Source organism: Seonamhaeicola algicola, assembly GCF_007997385.1.
GTDB classification, from domain to species: domain Bacteria; phylum Bacteroidota; class Bacteroidia; order Flavobacteriales; family Flavobacteriaceae; genus Seonamhaeicola; species Seonamhaeicola algicola.
Genome location: NZ_VOSC01000025.1, coordinates 517,908 through 536,731, shown reverse-complemented (window position 1 = coordinate 536,731; position 18,824 = coordinate 517,908). Strand labels below are relative to the sequence as shown.

Annotated in this window: 17 protein-coding genes; 11 read left to right on the top strand and 6 right to left on the bottom strand. The window is 32.3% G+C overall.

Annotated elements, in window-relative coordinates; translation table 11 throughout:
- The first annotated feature begins 70 nt into the window (after window positions 1-70).
- The 5 genes from FUA26_RS11045 (at window position 71) to FUA26_RS11025 (ending at window position 6,189) form a co-directional block, all read left to right on the top strand.
- Window positions 71-922 carry an HAEPLYID family protein gene (locus FUA26_RS11045; protein ID WP_147135808.1) on the top strand — a complete coding sequence of 284 codons (852 nt, stop codon included), beginning with the start codon at window positions 71-73 and terminating at the stop codon, window positions 920-922.
- A gap of 184 nt (window positions 923-1,106) precedes the next feature.
- Window positions 1,107-1,787, top strand: coding sequence for a TetR/AcrR family transcriptional regulator (locus tag FUA26_RS11040; protein WP_147135805.1), 681 nt, complete (start codon window positions 1,107-1,109; stop codon window positions 1,785-1,787).
- Entirely contained in the window at window positions 1,784-3,439 is a 1,656-nt protein-coding gene (locus tag FUA26_RS11035; protein ID WP_147135802.1) for a peptidase domain-containing ABC transporter, read from the top strand. Before FUA26_RS11040 ends, FUA26_RS11035 begins: the two co-directional genes overlap by 4 nt.
- A gap of 4 nt (window positions 3,440-3,443) precedes the next feature.
- Complete coding sequence (locus FUA26_RS11030) at window positions 3,444-4,790, top strand: HlyD family secretion protein (RefSeq protein WP_147135800.1); 1,347 nt, start codon at window positions 3,444-3,446, stop codon at window positions 4,788-4,790.
- Between the two features lie 4 nt (window positions 4,791-4,794).
- Entirely contained in the window at window positions 4,795-6,189 is a 1,395-nt protein-coding gene (locus FUA26_RS11025; protein WP_147135797.1) for a TolC family protein, read from the top strand.
- A gap of 79 nt (window positions 6,190-6,268) precedes the next feature.
- On the opposite strand, the gene FUA26_RS11020 is transcribed toward FUA26_RS11025, so the two are convergent.
- The gene (locus tag FUA26_RS11020) at window positions 6,269-7,099 is read right to left on the bottom strand and encodes a universal stress protein (RefSeq protein WP_147135794.1); all 831 of its coding nucleotides are present in this window, start codon (window positions 7,097-7,099) and stop codon (window positions 6,269-6,271) included.
- Between the two features lie 23 nt (window positions 7,100-7,122).
- Window positions 7,123-8,487 carry an oxygen-independent coproporphyrinogen III oxidase gene (hemN, locus tag FUA26_RS11015; RefSeq protein WP_147135792.1) on the bottom strand — a complete coding sequence of 455 codons (1,365 nt, stop codon included), beginning with the start codon at window positions 8,485-8,487 and terminating at the stop codon, window positions 7,123-7,125.
- A 137-nt stretch (window positions 8,488-8,624) separates the two neighbouring features.
- On the opposite strand from hemN, the gene FUA26_RS11010 reads away from it, so the two are divergent.
- From FUA26_RS11010 to FUA26_RS10995, 4 genes are all read left to right on the top strand, one after another.
- Complete coding sequence (locus FUA26_RS11010; protein ID WP_147135789.1) at window positions 8,625-9,254, top strand: YceI family protein; 630 nt, start codon at window positions 8,625-8,627, stop codon at window positions 9,252-9,254.
- Between the two features lie 50 nt (window positions 9,255-9,304).
- Window positions 9,305-10,462: an acetylornithine deacetylase gene (gene argE / locus FUA26_RS11005; protein WP_147135786.1), complete on the top strand. Its 1,158-nt coding sequence runs from the start codon at window positions 9,305-9,307 to the stop codon at window positions 10,460-10,462.
- 82 nt (window positions 10,463-10,544) lie between these two features.
- Complete coding sequence (locus tag FUA26_RS11000) at window positions 10,545-11,075, top strand: RNA polymerase sigma factor (RefSeq protein ID WP_147135784.1); 531 nt, start codon at window positions 10,545-10,547, stop codon at window positions 11,073-11,075.
- 3 nt (window positions 11,076-11,078) lie between these two features.
- Window positions 11,079-11,876 (top strand): anti-sigma factor, encoded by a 798-nt coding sequence (locus FUA26_RS10995; protein WP_147135781.1) that lies wholly within the window; start codon window positions 11,079-11,081, stop codon window positions 11,874-11,876.
- 275 nt (window positions 11,877-12,151) lie between these two features.
- Here FUA26_RS10995 and FUA26_RS10990 read toward each other — a convergent pair whose 3' ends face one another.
- From FUA26_RS10990 to FUA26_RS15855, 4 genes are all read right to left on the bottom strand, one after another.
- Window positions 12,152-14,386, bottom strand: a complete 2,235-nt coding sequence (locus FUA26_RS10990) for a TonB-dependent receptor (RefSeq protein ID WP_147135778.1) — start codon at window positions 14,384-14,386, stop codon at window positions 12,152-12,154.
- Window positions 14,387-14,395: 9 nt separating this feature from the next.
- On the bottom strand, window positions 14,396-15,688 hold the full coding sequence (locus FUA26_RS10985; RefSeq protein WP_147135775.1) for a tetratricopeptide repeat protein: 1,293 nt from the start codon (window positions 15,686-15,688) through the stop codon (window positions 14,396-14,398).
- A 76-nt stretch (window positions 15,689-15,764) separates the two neighbouring features.
- A complete protein-coding gene (locus tag FUA26_RS15860) occupies window positions 15,765-16,316 on the bottom strand; it encodes a DUF4331 family protein (RefSeq protein ID WP_147135773.1) in 552 nt (183 codons plus the stop codon).
- Window positions 16,317-16,339: 23 nt separating this feature from the next.
- The gene (locus FUA26_RS15855; protein ID WP_147135770.1) at window positions 16,340-16,990 is read right to left on the bottom strand and encodes a DUF4331 family protein; all 651 of its coding nucleotides are present in this window, start codon (window positions 16,988-16,990) and stop codon (window positions 16,340-16,342) included.
- A gap of 148 nt (window positions 16,991-17,138) precedes the next feature.
- On the opposite strand from FUA26_RS15855, the gene FUA26_RS10970 reads away from it, so the two are divergent.
- Both FUA26_RS10970 and FUA26_RS10965 read left to right on the top strand, forming a co-directional pair.
- The gene (locus FUA26_RS10970; RefSeq protein ID WP_147135767.1) at window positions 17,139-18,311 is read left to right on the top strand and encodes an LETM1-related biofilm-associated protein; all 1,173 of its coding nucleotides are present in this window, start codon (window positions 17,139-17,141) and stop codon (window positions 18,309-18,311) included.
- 88 nt (window positions 18,312-18,399) lie between these two features.
- Window positions 18,400-18,822, top strand: a complete 423-nt coding sequence (locus FUA26_RS10965) for a hypothetical protein (protein WP_147135764.1) — start codon at window positions 18,400-18,402, stop codon at window positions 18,820-18,822.
- Window positions 18,823-18,824: the final 2 nt, after the last annotated feature.

The window sequence follows — 18,824 nt, the reverse complement described above, 5'->3', positions numbered from 1 at the left end:
TTGTTAACCTAAAAATATTACCAAGAAAAAATCACTTGGTTCTTTTATTAACAATTAAATTTATAATTAAATGAATATAAAAACTTCATTGATGATTGGCTTTATATCACTGTCATCACTACATATATTTTCACAAAACCAAAATGCTATAAAAGATAGCTTATATATTAAAGAAATAGAAAACACTAAAAAACCAGATAAAGTTTTACATGCAGAGCCTTTATACATTGACCTGATAAGAGATTTGGGGGCAAGAAAAGGTGAAAGAGAATGGAATTTAGGCTTTGGTATTACTGATAACTTAAATTTTGATGCTTACGAAGCTTTGGTTGAATATGAATGGGCACCCGCAGATAGGTTAGGCTTAGAAGTAGAATTACCATTTACATTTTACACACCTGTAAATGGCAATGGAGCAAAACCTTCAAACCAATTAAATAGTATAAAAATTGCAACACAATGGTCTTTTTTTGTAAATAAAAAAATAGCAACGTCAATGGCTATTGGCTACATAAATGAATTTGAGTTATCTGATTTTAAAAACTTTGGAGCCCCTTTCATTAAAGGCAATGTTTACAATCCGTTTTTTGTTGTAGCAAAACGTTGGGGAAGCAATTTTCACTCATTAATTTACACCGGACCAATGATTGAACAAAATTTTAAAACTCATAAGTTTCATACAACTTATGATATTAATACTAGTTTTCATTACATGATTCCGGGCACTAGAAATTTAATTGGTGTAGAATTTAACAAAACCTTTAACAATAAAGATTTTGACATGACCATGCGCCCTCAAATGCGTGTTGGTGTAGCTGAAAATTTGTTAGTTGGCATTATTGCAGGTATACCTGTTAACCGTGAAAACCAAAGATTCAGTTCTTTTTTAAGACTAATTTGGGAACCCAAACATAAAAGTTAAAGAAATTAATATAAGCGTAATGTAAATAAAGCTTGCATTACGCTTTATACATGTTTTATTTACAAAATACAGTAAACATAAAACACACTATAAGGTTTTACTATTCAACAAATAAGCAAAATTGATAGTTTTAATTTCAAAAATAAAAGTATTACTATTATATTTGAATGTAAATATATTAATAATGGACAGACTGCTTTCAAATTTAAAAATAACAGTTCCTGAGAAAATTTATATTAAAGATCCTGAATCTTCAAGTTTAGGCAAACGTATTGTTGAGCATAGTATTTTATTAATTAATAATATTGGTTTTGAAGCTTTTAACTTTAAAAAGCTTGGTACTGCAATAGAATCTAACGAAAGCTCTATTTACCGATATTTTGAAAGTAAACACAAACTTCTGCTGTATTTATCATCATGGTATTGGTCTTGGATAGAGTACCAATTAGTACTTGAAACTCATAATTTAACTGGTAATGAAAAACTTAACAAAGCCATTGAAATTGTTTCAAGGCCAACCCAACAAGACTCTAACTTTATGCACATAAATGAAGTTATTTTAAACAAGATTATTATTAACGAAAATTCAAAATCTTACTTAACTAAAGAAGTTGACCAAGAGAATAAAGAAGGCTATTTTGTTATTTACAAACGTATTGTTTACAGGTTAAGAGACATGATTACTGCACTTAACCCAAATTACCAATATGCATCAAGTCTTGCTAGCACCATTATTGAGAGTAGTTTACACCAACACTATTTAAAAGACCACTTTAAATCTATAACTGATTGTGATGAAAATGTATCGCCAACGGCGTTCGTAAAAAATTTAGTTTTCAACACTATTAACAATCAAATTGCATGAAAAAACAAAAAACGCCTTGGCTTAGGCTTATTGGCTTACTAGAACTAGAGAAAAAAGATATTTTTCAAATATTTTATTACGCCATTTTTTCTGGTTTAGTAGCGCTTTCATTACCGTTGGGTATACAAGCTATTATTAATTTAATTCAAGGTGCTCAAATATCTACATCGTGGGTTATTTTGGTAATTTTAGTTACTATTGGCGTAGCTTTTTCAGGAGCGTTACAACTTATGCAATTGCGTATTATTGAAACCATACAGCAGCGTATTTTTACAAAATCATCTTTTGAGTTGGCGTATAGATTTCCAAAAATTAAAATGGCCGAATTGCGTAATTATTACCCACCAGAATTAGCCAACAGGTTTTTTGATACCATTACTATTCAAAAAAGTTTATCAAAAATTTTAATTGATGTTCCAACCGCCGTTTTACAAATTATTTTTGCGCTCATACTACTTTCATTTTACCATCCGTTTTTTATCATTTTTGGTTTATTGTTACTAGTATTGGTATTAGTTGTTATAAAATTTACAGCAAAAAAGGGATTAGAAACCAGCTTAAAAGAATCTAAAAGCAAATACAAGGTTGCTCATTGGATTCAAGAAATAGCACGTTCTATTCACAGTTTCAAACTATCTGGTAGCACAAATTTAGGTTTAAGTAAAAATGATGTTTTGGTAGGTAATTATTTAAAAGCCCGTGAAAGTCATTTTAAAATATTAATGCTTCAGTTTATTCAACTTATAAGTTTTAAGGTAATTGTAACCGCTAGTTTACTGCTTATAGGTGGCGCTTTAGTTTTAAACCAAGAAATGAATATTGGTCAATTTGTTGCCGCCGAAATTATTATTATTTTAATTATAGCATCGGTTGAAAAACTAATTTTAGGTTTAGAACCATTTTATGATACCTTAACTTCTTTAGAAAAAATAGGACAAATTGTAGACAAAGAACTTGAAAGTCAAGAAGGAGACACACCAGAATACACCAAAAACATCAATATTGAACTAGAAAACATAACATACAGTGTTGCAGACCGAAGTAAACCTATTTTAAAAAACATTTCATTAAACATAACCCCTTCAAGTAGAATATTGATTAAAGGTGAAAGTGGCTCAGGTAAATCTACATTACTTAGGTTAATTTCGGGTGTAATTACAGCCACAGCCGGCAGTGTTTACGTAAACAACATGTCTATAAACAGCTTAAAACTGAATCATTATAGATCACAATTAGGATTATCACTTTCTGATGAATCTCCGTTTGAAGGCACTATAAAAGAAAACCTAACCTTTGGCAATGAAAACATTACTACCGAGGCTATTTACAATGTTTTAGAAATAGTTGGTTTAAAATCATTTTTAAGAGAACAACCCGATGGCTTAAACACCATACTTTATCCAGACGGGAAACGACTATCTTATACCATTTCAAAAAAAATAGTATTAGCTAGAGCCATTTTAAAAGCGCCAAAAGTTTTAATTCTAGAAGATGCTCTTGATAGATTTAACAAACAAGAAACACAAGCCATTATAGAATATTTAACTCACAAAGATAGGCCATGGGGCTTGGTTGTGGTAAGTAGTAGTAGCGCATGGATAAACAAATGCACGCAAATAATAACCCTAGAACAAGGTAAAATTAAAAACTAATAGCATGCTAAACATATCTAACAATACACTAAAAAAAGTAGATATTACAGAGTATAAATCTGCTAACTACATTATAAACAAAAGCTATTTTAAATACTTCAATAAGTTTTTATTAGCAGCTGCTATAATTTTATTAATTGTGCTGTTTTTACCTTGGACTCAAAACATTAGTGGTCAAGGTATTGTAACTACATTAAAACCCAACCAGCGTCCGCAAACCATACAATCGCCCATTCCAGGAAGAATTGAAGAGTGGTTTATACAAGAAGGTGCATATGTTAAAAAAGGCGATACCATTTTAAGAATTTCTGAAATTAAAACAGATTACTTTGATGATAAACTTGTAGAAAGAACTAACAATCAATTAAAAGCAAAAGCCTCATCTGTAACAGCTTATTCCAGCAAAGTACAAGCTTTAAAAAATCAAATAGGCGCTTTACAAAATGAGCAAGTTTTAAAACTTCAACAAGCAAAAAACAAATTAATGCAAGCGCAATTAAAAGTTAAAAGTGATAGTATAGATTTACAAGCTGCACAAACTAATTTAAACATTGCACAAACCCAATTTAACCGTACACAAACACTTCAAAACGAAGGTTTAAAAGCCGTTAAAGATGTTGAAGAAAAACAACTTAAATTGCAAGAAAATCAGGCCAAGTACATTTCACAACAAAACAAATTTTTAGCTGCAAAAAACGAAGTTATTAATGCCAACTTGGAGTTATCTAGACTTAAAAGTTACTACATTGATAAAATATCAAAAGCACAAAGCGATATGTATACAGCAGAGTCTAGTAAATTTGATACCGAAGCACAAGTAAACAAGCTTGAAAACGCCTTTTCAAACTACAAAAAACGTAATAGTTTACTTTACGTTACCGCACCACAAAATGGCTATATAAACAAAGCTTTAACAGGTGGTATTGGCGTTACGTTTAAAGAAGGACAAGCGTTGGTTAACATAATGCCGTCAGAGTATGATTTAGCCGTTGAAACATATGTAAGACCTATAGATTTACCTTTGGTACACATTAACGAAAAGGTGCGTATTCAGTTTGATGGTTGGCCTGCCATAGTTTTTAACGGATGGCCCAACGTATCATACGGTACTTACGGCGCTAAAATTGTAGCCATAGAAACTTATATTAGTGCTAATGGCAAATACCGCGTATTATTAGCACCCGATGAAACTGACCATCAGTGGCCCGAAGCGTTAAGAGTGGGCTCTGGCGCCCAAACCATTGCCTTACTAGATGATGTACCAATTTGGTTTGAATTATGGAGACAATTAAACAGTTTCCCACCAAACTATTATCAGCCACAAAGTAGCGACAAAAAACAAAAAAAGTAACACAATGAAATACTTATTTTTAAGCATTTTACTAACCATTACTAGCTACTTAAACGCACAAGATAGCACATCTGTAATATCGCTCTCGGAGTATTTAGGCTATGTAAAATCGTTTCACCCCATTGTAAAACAAGCTAATTTAGCTTTAAATGAAAGTGAAGCTAAACTTATGAAAGCCCGTGGTGCTTTTGACCCCAAACTTGAGGTAGATTACAACCGAAAAAAGTTTAAAAACACCGAGTATTACGATAAATTAAACACAACTTTTAAAATACCTACATGGTTTGGCATTGAACTAAAAGGTAATCTTGAAGAAAATACTGGCGAGTATTTAAATCCTGAAAACAATGTACCACTAGATGGTTTGTACAGTGTTGGCGTATCTGTACCCGTTGCTCGAGGTTTATTAACCAATGAACGTATGGCTACTTTAAAACAAGCCAAACTATACGTAAAACAAGCTCAAGCAAAAAGGCAATTAGCCATTAACAACATTTTATACAAAGCCACCGAAACATATTTTAATTGGCTTAAGCATTACAATGAAAAAACGGTTTATGAAACCTTTTTGGCTAACGCCGAAATTCGTTTTAAAAATACCAAAACTAGCTTTGATGCTGGCGACAAACCTGCAATTGATACGCTTGAAGCACATATAACATTAACTGACAGAAAGCTTAACTTAGAAAAAGCTCGTATAAATTTTATTAAATCATCATTAGAAATCTCAAACTATCTGTGGCTTGACAACAACACACCTATTGAGCTTGAAACTGGTGTTATACCTGATATTAACACTAAAAATACTGTTGATTTAACACTAAATACTTTAAACTTTAATGTTGAAAATTTTGAAATAGATAACCACCCTAAATTACAGGCTTTAGATTTAAAATATCAAAGCTTAAATATTGAAAAACGCCTAAAACTTAATGAACTGCTACCAAGGATAGATTTGCAATACAATTTTTTATCTGAAACACCTGATGTTGTACGTTCCTTTAGTACATCGGCTTACAAAAGCGGATTAAACATTAGTTTTCCTCTATTTTTAAGAAAAGAACGCAGCAGCCTAAAACTTGCTAAATTAAAATTACAAGACACTAAATTAGAAATTTTAAACACCCAAGTAGCTTTAAAAAATAAAGTAAATGCTTTAAGCAATCAACTAGACTCATACACACAACAAACACGCTATACAACTACAATTGTTGATGATTATGAAACCTTACTATCTGCCGAAGAACGTAAATTCTTTTTAGGTGAAAGTTCGTTGTTTTTGGTTAATTACAGAGAAGCCAAACTAATAGAATCAAAACTAAAAGCTATTGATATTGAAAATTTATTTTTGAAAACCAAAGCTAGCTTATTTAACATTTTGGTTTTACCTAATAATTAAACATGAAAAAAGCGCCGAAAATCACACACAATTTCGGCGCTTTTTAACAAAAACTAATTATCTAAAAAATCACACTATTCTATAACTTAAAGGTCATAACAGGCAATGTTGAGTGGTTTGCAACATCTTCACTAATACTACCTTGAAAAAAGTGCGCCAACCCTTTTCTGCCATGTGTTGGCATTATAATTAAATCGGCTCCTAATTTATTGGCGCTGTTAATTATACCATCTTCAACAGTATAATCATTCACGTAATGCACATCTTCCATTTTATCTAAACTTCTTTCTGCTTTGGTGAAAAAGTTTACCACTTGCTTTTCAATTTCAACAGAACTATTAAATCCGTCATTTGGCAAGTTTACATGCACCAAATACAATTTAGCATTCATTTCAGCACATATTTTTGATGCTTTTATGTATGAAGCCACACACTCTTCAGAGAAATTACAAGCTAACACAACTACATCAAAATTAACATCGGCTATATCATTTTTTATTACCAAAACAGGCACATCGGCATTTCGTACAACACGCTCGGTGTTTGAGCCTACAAAAAACTCTTTAGCACCACTTACACCATGAGACCCCATTACAATTAAATCTGCACCGTGTTCTTTGGCTACTTCATTAACCTCGCTAAATACTTTAAAATGTTTAACTATGGGTGTAACTTTTACTTTTTGTAAGTAGTTTTTATTTAAAAACGTTTCAAATTTTTGTTCAGCCAACTTTAAAAAGTAAATAACTCTTTGAGGCTCTTCGCCACTACTTGTAAGCATTATTTCAGGCATTTCAAGCATGTGTAATGCTAAAATTTCGGCATTATTTTTTTCTGCTAATTTTGCAGCAGCTTTTAATGCATATTCAGAATACTCTGAAAAATCTACGGGTACAATTATTTTTTCCATTTTCTTTCTTTTTTTAGTTTAAACTAAACAGTCATTGAAAACAACTGTGTGTTGGGTTGTTTACGTTGCAACAACAAATCAAACGCCATACACACGTTTCTTACAAATGGCTGTCCTTTTTTAGTCACCTCAATACTTTTTGAATTTATATTGATTAATCCGTCTGTTTCCATTTCCTTCAATCGTATTAACGTTTCAGGTAGTTCATTAAAATACAAGTTTTTTTTACTCCAAGAGGTTTTAAACCTGCACATTAAGTTAAGAATATGTTTTCTTATAACAAGGTCTTCTTCGTTTAAAATATGCCCTCGGTATACAGGAATTACATCTTTTTCTAAAAGTTGATAGTAGGTTTCAATACCTTTTACATTTTGCGAAAAACCATACCAACTATCACTTATTGATGATACACCCAAACCAATCATAGCCTGTGTTTTAGAGGCTGTATACCCCATAAAGTTACGATGTAAATTACCGCTTTGCATTGATGTGTATAAGCTATCGGTAGTAAGCGCAAAGTGGTCCATACCTATTTCATGGTAGCCAACTTGTGCTAACAATTCTTTTCCTAGTTCATATTGGCTTCGTTTTAATGCTGCCGAGGGTAAATTTTCATCACTAAACCCTCGTTGTCCGTTTCCTTTTACCCAAGGCACATGTGCATAACTGTAAAAGGCCAACCTATCTGGTAATAGTTCTTTGGTTTTTAAAATGGTTTCTTTTACATGCTGTAATGTTTGAAATGGCAGGCCAAAAATAATATCATGCCCTACTGATGTGTAACCAATGTTTCTTGCAGCTTCAGTAACACGTTTAACATTTTCAAAAGGTTGTATTCTATGTATAGCTTTTTGTACTGTTTCATTATAATCTTGCACACCAAAGCTAACACGCCTAAACCCTAAATTAAATAAGGTTTGTAAATGTTTTGGGGTTGTATTGTTTGGGTGTCCTTCAAAACTAAACTCGTAATTATCTGCTAAAACGGCATCATTTAAAATACCTTTTATAAGCAATTCTAAATTTTCTGCACTAAAAAATGTGGGTGTTCCACCACCTAAATGCAACTCTTTAATTACTGGTTTTTCATTAAACAACTTTAAATACAAACGCCATTCTTTTAATACAGCGTTTATATATGGATGTTCTACGCTGTGTTGTTTTGTAATACGCTTATTACAACCACAAAACGTACATAAGCTTTCGCAAAAAGGCAAATGAATATATAAGCTTACACCTTCACTCAAATTACTTTCATTTAAAGACTTAGCCATTGTAGCTTGCCATTTTTTTAATGAAAACGTATTAGCATTCCAATAGGGCACTGTTGGATAACTTGTATAACGCGGCCCCGCAATATTGTATTTATTTATTAACGCTTTTAACATACCTAACTGTTATGGTACAAAACTACAGGCAATAGCGCTATTAAAATATGACATATATCATGTCTTTAATTTGATGTTAGCCTAATAATGATTACCTTCACACTATTAAATTTCATACTTAAAAACCTAAAATCCACATGAAAAAGATTAGTTTTTTATTATTAGCTTTTACACTAAGTATTGTTGCTTGTAAAAACGAAAAAAAAGACACTAAAACTACTGAAACAGAAGCCACTGAAAAAACAGCGCAATTTGTTGTAAAACCCGAGGCTACATCGGTTAAATGGACAGCATATAAAACTACCGAAAAAAAAGGTGTTGGTGGAGAGTTTACAGTGTTAAACTTTGATGAAAAATCGGGTGCAACGCCTCAAGAAGCATTAAACAACCTTACCTTTTCAATTCCAATTAGCAGTGTATTTACAAACGATGCTACAAACACACGCGATGCTAAAATTAAAGAATCGTTTTTTGGCGCCATGTTAGATACTGAATTTATTAAAGGCACAATTAAAGTAGAAAATAACAAATACATTGCAGCATTAACAATGAATGGCTCCACTAACAATTTGCCTTTAGATGTTAAAATTACTGATGAAAGACGCGTTACTTTAAGCGGCGTTATGAATTTAAAAGATTGGAATGCACTTGATGCTCTTGCCTCATTAAACAAAGTATGTTTTGATTTACACAAAGGTCCTGACGGTGTTAGTAAAACTTGGGAAGATGTAGCTATTGAAGTAAGTACATATCTTAGAGAAAACTAATAACACTCATTTAAACATAACATAAAACCCCTACAAACACCCCTTATTTAATGACAAGCCAACAAATTCTTGAAAAATTAGTAACCTTTCCTGTTTTAGGAGGCGATTCTAATTTAGAAATTATTAATTGGATTAAAGATTATATTGAAAGCTTTGGTGTAACTACTTTTTTAGTTCCTAATGAAGATTACACCAAGGCTTCATTACATTGCCGTATTGGGCCTGCTGTTGATGGCGGTGTTATACTTTCTGGCCATACCGATGTTGTTCCTGTAAATGGCCAACCATGGAACACCAATCCGTTTGAACTTATTGAAAAACCAGACGGCAATTTATACGCCCGTGGTAGTTGTGATATGAAAGGTTTTTTAGCGTGCTGCCTATCGGTTTTACCAAAAATGGTTAAAGCACCACTACAAAAACCAATTTATTTTGCTTTTACTTATGATGAAGAAATTGGCTGTTTAGCTGCCCAATCACTTATAAATCATTTAAAAAAAAGCTACATTGAAACACCAAAATTTGCCATAATTGGCGAAGCCTCCATGTTACAACCCATTATTGGACAAAAAAGCATTCATATTTTAGATATTACTATTAACGGCTCTCAAGGCCATAGTAGCCGCATTAAACAAGAGGTAAGTGCCGTACACGAAGCTGCAAAAATTGTACTTTGGGCTGAAGAAAAAATGAACAGCCTTATACAAATTAGTAAAGATGAGCGTTTTAATCCGCCTCATTCTTCATTACATGTTGGCACCATAAACGGTGGTATTGCTGCCAATATAATTGCTAATAAAGCCACCCTTTCATTAGATATTCGTTGTTTACCAAAAGATAACGCAAACCAACTTCATTTAGATTTATTAAACTTTTGTGCTGGCAGAGAAAAACTACAGCAAGCATTGTTTCCTGGTTTTAAAATTGATGTTGTTGAAAACCACCCAATTGTACCTGCATTAAATACCCACGAAACATCAAGCGCCGTAAATTTAATTGGTAAAATAACAGGCAATTACAAATGGAGTACCGTATCATACGCTTCAGAAGCAGGACATTTTGCCAATGCTGGTTTTGAAAGTATTATTTGTGGCCCGGGCTCTATAAAACAAGCACACAGAGCCAATGAGTTTATTTCAAAAGAGCAATTACAAAAAGGCACAAATATGATTGAAAACTTAGTAAACGTACTAGAAAATGCTATTTAATACATTTGTTTTTGTTTTCAATTAAATTAAAGCCTAACTTCACCCAAAATTCTTTTTAAAAGAAACCAACACGCATTATTGCATGCAATTAGAAACTCTTGTAAAAAATTTTCAGAATAAAGATGAACAAGCTTTTGAAGCTTTGTACAACATGTATAGCCAAAGCATTCACGGTGTTGTTTTTAATATTTTGAAAAACGACGATTTAGCCGATGAAATAACACAAGATGTTTTTATTAAAGCTTGGGATAAAGCCCACACATACAACAGTAGTAAAGGCCGATTTTTTACATGGATTTTAAATATTGCTAGAAACGCAGCCATTGATAAAACGCGCTCTAAAAATTTTAAGAAGAATAAACAAAACCTTAATGCCGATTTTTTCGTAAACATTATAGAAGCCTCTGATAATTTAGATAATAAAACCGATGCTATTGGTATAAAAACGTTTGTTAGTAAACTAGCCGATAACTGTAAAAAACTAATTAACCTACTATATTTCAAAGGTTATACACAAAACGAAGCTTCAGAAACATTAAACATGCCAATTGGCACTATAAAAACAAGAAACCGAAATTGTATTAAAGCATTACGAGAGTTAGTGCTTAATTAAAAAATGGATATAAAAGCATACATAGAATCTGGAATTTTAGAGCTATACGTAGCCGGCACCCTTTCTGAAAAAGAAAACAAAGAGGTGTACGCGCTTATGCAAAAACATCCTGAAATTTTACAAGAGGTTTTAGAAATTGAAAGCGCTGTGGTTAAACTTACCGCAGCTACCTCAGCACATAACCCTAAAAAAACAATTCAACATTTAAAACAAAAATTAGGGTTTAAAAACACCAAAGTAGTTTCTATAAAACCTAAATACAATTGGCTAACTTACACAGGTTGGGCAGCAGCAGTAATTTTGGGTGCTGGTTTATTATGGACGGTTAATAGAAACAACCAATTACAATCTGATATTAAAGTTGCTACTATAAACGAGCAGTTATTAGAATCTGAAATTGAAAAAGCTAATAACAATTTAAAAGATGCCAAACACCTTATTTCAGTTTTAAGAGATAGAAATATTATTGCGGTACCACTTGCAGGACAAACCGTTTACCCCGATGCTTACGCAAAAGTGTATTGGGATAAAAACAGCAATAATATTTATTTAGATGTGCAAGGTTTACCAACGCCACCTGAAGGCAAAGTGTATCAGGTTTGGTCTTTAACCTTAAATCCGTTAAGCCCAACAAGTTTAGGTACATTAGATGATTTTAATACCGATGCCAATAAAATTTTCACAATAGAAAACACTAACCAATCGCAGGCATTTGGAATTACTTTAGAGCCCGCTGGCGGTAGCGCTACTCCTACTTTAGAACAACTATACACTTTAGGTGTAGTTGAAACTAATTCTTAAGAAAAACATATTCTTTAGTTTATTTACTTTTAGGCATATTACTATTTTTTGGGTACGCTAAACTCAATTTAATATGATATTTTTATGAGAACTGTCTTTTTCATAGAATAAAACAACAATGTATAAATACCCTTATGTATGTTCAAGATATATTTGCAAATAAACCTTAAACAAAAAAGAAGGAAAGCACTTAATTATTTCTAATTAAGCAACTTTCCTTGCAAACCAACCAAAAAAATTAGCATCCCTTTACTAATAGTTCTTGAGAGAATGTTTTAAAATTTATAGCTTATAACGCCTTTTATAAAAAATGGAGTCCCTGGTGTAAAATGAATTTCTTCAACAGGTGTTGTTTCATTTTGCAATCTAGATTCTGTGGCAAATTGCGTTTCGTTCCACTCAGTATCAAAAAGGTTTTCTATTACAACACCAAAGGTTATATTTTTAATTGTGTAGTTAGCATTAATATCGGTTACAAAATAGCCATCGGCAACAATACTGTTATCTTCATTGGCTGGCCTATCATCTAAATACCTGTAGTTTATGCTTCCAGAAAATCCTTTATAATCTTGCAGAGACAAGCCACCTGTTACTGTAAAATCTGGTGCTAACGGAATGTAATCATTTCCTTCATCTTCTTCAATACTTCTGGCTTTGGTATAAGTGGCATCGGTATTAAAATACAAATGATCTGAAAACTGATAACGCACACCAAAATCTACACCATAGCGTTCTGTTTTTCCGCTAGGTTCAACAACACCAGCATCACCAACATACACAAACTCTTGTTGTAAATACAAGTACCAAAGTGCTGTATTAATGAATAGTTTTTTTGTGGGTTTCCAAATATTACCAAAATCTACGCCATAGGCTTTTGGCAATATATTTTCTTGGGCATTGGTAACAACAACCCGTGTATCATTGGAATGGAAGCCTATACCCGATTTTAAAAACCATTTTAAATTATTATTAGCGGTATAAAACAGATTTAGTTTTGGGCTGAAAATAGTTTTACTCTCAGATAAGGTTTCACCTGTATTGTTAAGCGCATCTTTATAAATAAACTTGTAATTATCTAACCTAATACCAGGCGCAAAGGTAAATTTACCTTTTGTGAATGCAGCATTAAAAAATGCCGATGTATTGGTTTGATTGATATCTCCTAACTGAACAGCTTCGTTTAATGTGGTTTTATTTATGGTTTTTGATAACTCATTATTATTTGAAATATCATGCCTAAAAGACAACCCATAATTTAAATTCACCTCAACATCATTTAAAAAAGTTTCTGTTGTAAAAGCTGTATTTAAGCCAAAAATATTTCTGCTTTCCTTTTGTTTAATTTGGTCTCCGTTGTCTTCATCCTCTAAAAAGAATGTAAAATTTGAAAACAATTCAAAATTATAATTACTGTAAAAAGCGTTGGTTTTAAACGTAGTATTGTCATTAACTTGTTTTGTAAAACTTACATTAAAATTAGTTCTATCAGTAGTACCGCCCTCGGTATCATCAATAGCTCCAAATCTTGAAATTAATCCGCTATTTACAGCACGTACAGGAATTTGCCCCGAAGCATCCCAAGTACTAGTAAAATGCGAAGCTGTTAATGTTATTTTATCATTTGAAGGTGTAAATAATACATATTTACCAAACATATTAAGTCTGTTGAAATTTTGTGGTGACTCAAAAGGGCCATCACTTTGTAAGTTTTCTACAGCTAGGTATGCATGTTGATTATTTACCTTATCAAGCAAATTAAACATACCTAACACACGTGATGTATTAAATTGCCCTAAACCAAATGAAATTTCGTTATCATTTAAATAATCTTTAGTTGAAAAATCTACATAACCCGCAGTGTTAAAATCGCCTTTATTAGCATAATACGGCCCTTTACCAAAGTCTATTTTATTTACAGTTTCAGGTATTATAAAGTGTAGATCACTGTAACCTTGTCCATGTGCATGCGATACCATATTTACAGGCATACCATCAACTGAAAGTGCTATATCTGTACCATGATCAATATCAAAACCTCGTAAAAATATCTGTTCAGCTTTACCGCCACCAGCATGCTGACCAATAATTAAACCTGGTACTTTACGTAATATTTCTTGTGATGATTTTACGGGGTTTGTATTCAAATCTAAATCGGTAATAGTACTAAGCGCATTTAACTGTTCAGAAATTATCAACTCATCTAAACTATATATTTTTTCAGATAACTGAATGGTAATTGGCATTTGCATACGCTCTACAGCTACTATTTTAGTGTTGTAACCTAAAAGCCCTATTTTAATAGAATCTCCTACCTTAGTATCATTTAAAATAAAAGCACCTGTTTCTAATGAATGTGCATGACTTTTAGAATTTAAATTGTAAATATATGCCGCCTCCAAGGGTTGATTTTTAGTGTTAATGACCTGCCCTTTTAACTGTTGTGCATTTGTGCTTACAAACACAAAACATAACAAAAAAAACAGTATTGGTTTTATTGGTTTACGAATCATAATTTGGTTTTAAATATTTTCAATTTTAGCGGTTGTTATTGGCCCTAGTTCAAAACTACTTTCTAACAACTCTTGCTTAAGCTTTTTAGCTTCACTAAGCATATTATTTGCTTTGTAAATTTCGGCTAAATGGTATAAAGCTTCAGGTTCAAAGGTTTTTCCAACCACATGATTTTGCATTATTGTTAAAGCATTTTCTTTTTGATTATTATTTAAATACACCCATGCTAACAGGCTGTATGTTTGTGGTGTTGCCCTATTTTCAACTTCAGAAAACGCTGTTTTTAAAACTTCATCAAAATGCTCAGGTTCCTCGGCGTGCAAAAGTATATTATGAGCATTATACATTTGGCCATATAGCGGATTTTTAACAGTATTTTTGTAAAATTTCAGCTGCGTTTCTTCAAGTGTATCATCTTCTTTAAATGCTGCTATTTCGGCTTTCAAAAGGTAATAATCTGGAGCATTGTAAGTTGCCGTTACAGTTTCTAAAATACGTAAAGCTTCATCTGGATTTTTTTCATAAGAATATACAATCCAAGCAATACCTTTTTTGGCGTAAGCATCATTGGGGTTTAATTGTAATGCCTTTAAATAATAATTGTATGATGTTTTTATGTTTCCGGCGTGCCCGTAATAATCGGCTAAATTGGTGTACACCCATTGCTTCATACCTTTTAAGTTTGATGACTCTGCAATGTCTTTAGCGCGTTCCATGTAATTTATGGTGGCATCTAAATTTCCTTTGTGGTCTGACCATTTGGCTATTCGAATTAAAAAATCGAAATCTTTAAAATCTTCAATTTTAGCCAAATACGTTTCGGCTACTTTATAATTACCCAATTCTAAATGTACATCAAACAACATACACTGTGTAGCTCTTAAATTTTCGCCAATGGTTTCAGCTTTTTCAACTAATTCTAGTGCTTCTTTAAAACGGTGTTGAGATATGTAGTTTCTTGCCAAACTTCTTAAATAGCCCGCATTATTATAATGTGTGCTTTTATTTGCTTCAACTAAATAAGTTTCAGCATTTTTTAAGTGTTCAATAATACCCGTTTCATTAAATAAAACAGTTTGAGATGCTGCTAATTTTGCTAAATACGGAAATTGATTTGGTTCTTTTTCAAGCTTTTTTTCCCAAAATGTTACATCTTGTTTTGCTAAACGCAACATCTCATTATCTGTAGTATTTAAAAATGCTGAGTACTGTGATTTTTCAGTTACTTTCTGTGGTGTTTCATTACAACTAAACATAGTTACAACAAGTACAAAAAGTGCTATTATGGTTTTGGTTTGCATATTATTTTTATTTGGTTTGAAGTAGTTTTGGGACAATTAAAAACCCCAAGGCTAAATACGCCTTGGGATTATATTTTTACCAAGGCGATGCTAGGTAAGGGAATGAGGCTAAAAAAGGTTTGTCGTTTGCATCAACATGATCATCAGATAATCCTGGGTTTTCAGAAAAATCTTCACCACCAAAAATTAGTAGTAGCTCAACAGTAATAACATCATCGGCCAAGGCTCTTCCTGTTAAAACGTTTGTTCCATCGTAAAAGGTTGTTGTTCCGTCTAATGATACGTTTAAAACATCGGTTGCTAAAAGGCCTGTAAACGTTGCTGCATCTTGCCCAAGTGCGTTAGTATCGCCATCATTTGCAAAAGCAGGACTTAAACCTGTTAAATTAGTTTGAAACATACTTTGAAAAGCGGTGTTTTGAGCAGAGGGCACTGTTACGTTAAACATATCTTTACTATCTGAAGACACAAAAACGGTGTTAACGGCAGGTCTTCCCATTTGATCTTTTTGAGCATACGTTCCTGAAAAATCTACAGGGTCTGGTTGCATGATATCATTATCATCATCTGAACAATTAAAGGCTACAAATGCTACAGCAAGTACTGCTAATATTTTTATATTTTTCATAATTTAAATTTTAATAGTGTTAATTATTTTCTTTTAGCTTCAACCCAAGTATTAATAGTTCCGCTACCGCCAATCATAGATTTTGGTACTTCTACTATAACAGACATGACGTTGGTACCTGCAAATGTATCGGCTCCAGGGTCATTAAAACTTGTAGCATTACCAGCTATAATTTCAGAATACTGTGCAAAATCCATAAAGAAAGGATCATCTCTTGGGCCTGCAAAAAATGTCATACCGCCATTAGTAGCTATAATTTCATTTGCATTATATGGTGTAATATCTACCACGCCACCCGCTGTTGCATTTATTTGTATTGTACTGTTTAAGCCTGTTGATGATGGCGCTACTGGACCAAAGAAATACATTTTACCATCTCTTGGAATGGCTTGAATTACCAGGTCTTCAACATTATCGCCTGTATTATCAATATTAAATTCAATAAGCACATTTTCATCAAAAGCCGCTGCTCCTGTTGCCGAAGGGCTTAACAAACCTTGTACATTGGCTACAAATACCATATTATCGGTATTAGCACCTTGGAAGGCATAAAAATCGGTAATATCACTTGTGCCACCTTGCACATCGGGCGCATCAATATGATCTGCTGCCACCATAAAGAAACCTGCTATTGCTACAATAGCTATTCCTATAACATTTCTAACTTTTTTCATAATTTTTGACATTTAGTTAATTAAAAATTCATTTATGCCCATACCTACGAAAAAAGAGTTTTAGTGGTTTTGTTAAAATTTTGTTAACGAAAAAATTTTTAGTTTATACGCTTTTAATACTACATTTACATTAGCTAAAAAACACTCCATGAACCCATCTGCACAAGGTTGGATTAAAAAATTATTGAAAGAAGTAGAACAAACACCTGCTTTTTTAAACTTAAATGCTACACAATTTTATGATAGCTTAAGAGCTTGCGGGTTTATTTATGGCAGCAATTTAAATGTGGTTGCTAGTGTTATTGAAAATGAAGACTTAACGGAAGAAGAGCGCTCTAAAACCAACTTATTACTTGCGCTATTTTACACCTATAACACTGCTAAAATTAGCACTGGTTTTATTGATAGTACTATTGATTTTTATACGGCTATTGATGAATTAAAAACCTCATTTTTTCAGGGGTTGTTGGGTGGTAAAAAATCTAACGAGCAACTGGAAAAACTTATACACAAACGCACACAAATTGATGCCAATGTGCTTACCAAAAATTTTAAATATTTTATTATAAACGCTTTGCTGTATATTGATGTTTTGGCATACCAAGAGTATTTAAAAAACAACACCATTAGTATTGATTATTTAAAACACCTTGAAGCATCTATTGAAGCCATTACATTATCAGTTTTAAATTCAAAATCACATAAAAACCAGTACGATGAAAGTTTGATAAAACTTTTTGAATCGTCTTTACGCTACCACAACAGTAAGCCTTTAAAATACGAAACGGCCTTAAGCAACATTACCACAAACCAAGAAAAAAATTACATTTTAGATTTGGCGTGTATGGCTACTTGGACCGATAAAAAAATTGACAAAAACGAACAACGCTTTTTAGTTAAACTTGGCGCAGACCTTAATATACCTAAAGAGCGCACCAAAGAGGCCATTGCAACCGTAAACCAGTTTTACACAAAAAACAAAAACAATATTGCGCTTTTAAGCTCTAAAAATTTAGTGCAAAGTTTTTATAATAATTCTAGTAAAATGGTTACCAAACTTATTTCTAGAAACCGTAAACGCCTGTACCAAGAGCTAAAAGACAGTAAAGAACTTATGGTACTGCTTACACAATCTACAGTGCGCGATTTAACACAAGAAGAACAAAAAAAAGTACAAGACCAACTACTTGATATTTTTAAAAGCATACCAAGTTTAGCCATTTTTATGCTGCCTGGTGGTGCTATTTTGTTGCCACTTGTTGTTAAATTTATACCAAAACTTTTACCGTCGGCTTTTGATGAAAACCGCATAGAAGAGTAACATTTATAATTTGTAAAAAACCTAATTATACTGGTTTTAATATTTCATATCTTCAAAAAATACTTTTCTTAAAAAACAACTTAAACCCATGAAAAAAATCATTTTATTACTGTTAACTGCGTTAATGTTAACATCATTTAGCACAACCAAGACTTCAGATTTTAGTATTATAGGAAAATGGGAAGGTGTTGAAAATTATGAAGTTGGGTATTTTATTTTTGATGCTGAAGGGTATGCTTATATGAAGGTTAAAGATTTTGATTTAGGAGGAAAAGACTTTGAATTTCATGGTAAAAGAGGCAAAATGGAATATGAGGTTGACTATTCAAAATCTCCAATAGAGGTTGATTTTATGGTTACCATTTTTGAAGATAACATAACCAAAAGGTTATTATGTATTGCCAAAAAAATTGACGCTAATAAAATGATGTTTTCAATGGGTTTTGGTGGAGACAGACCTACTGATTTTAATGATAACAATACAATGATTTTTACTAGAGTTGATAATTAAAC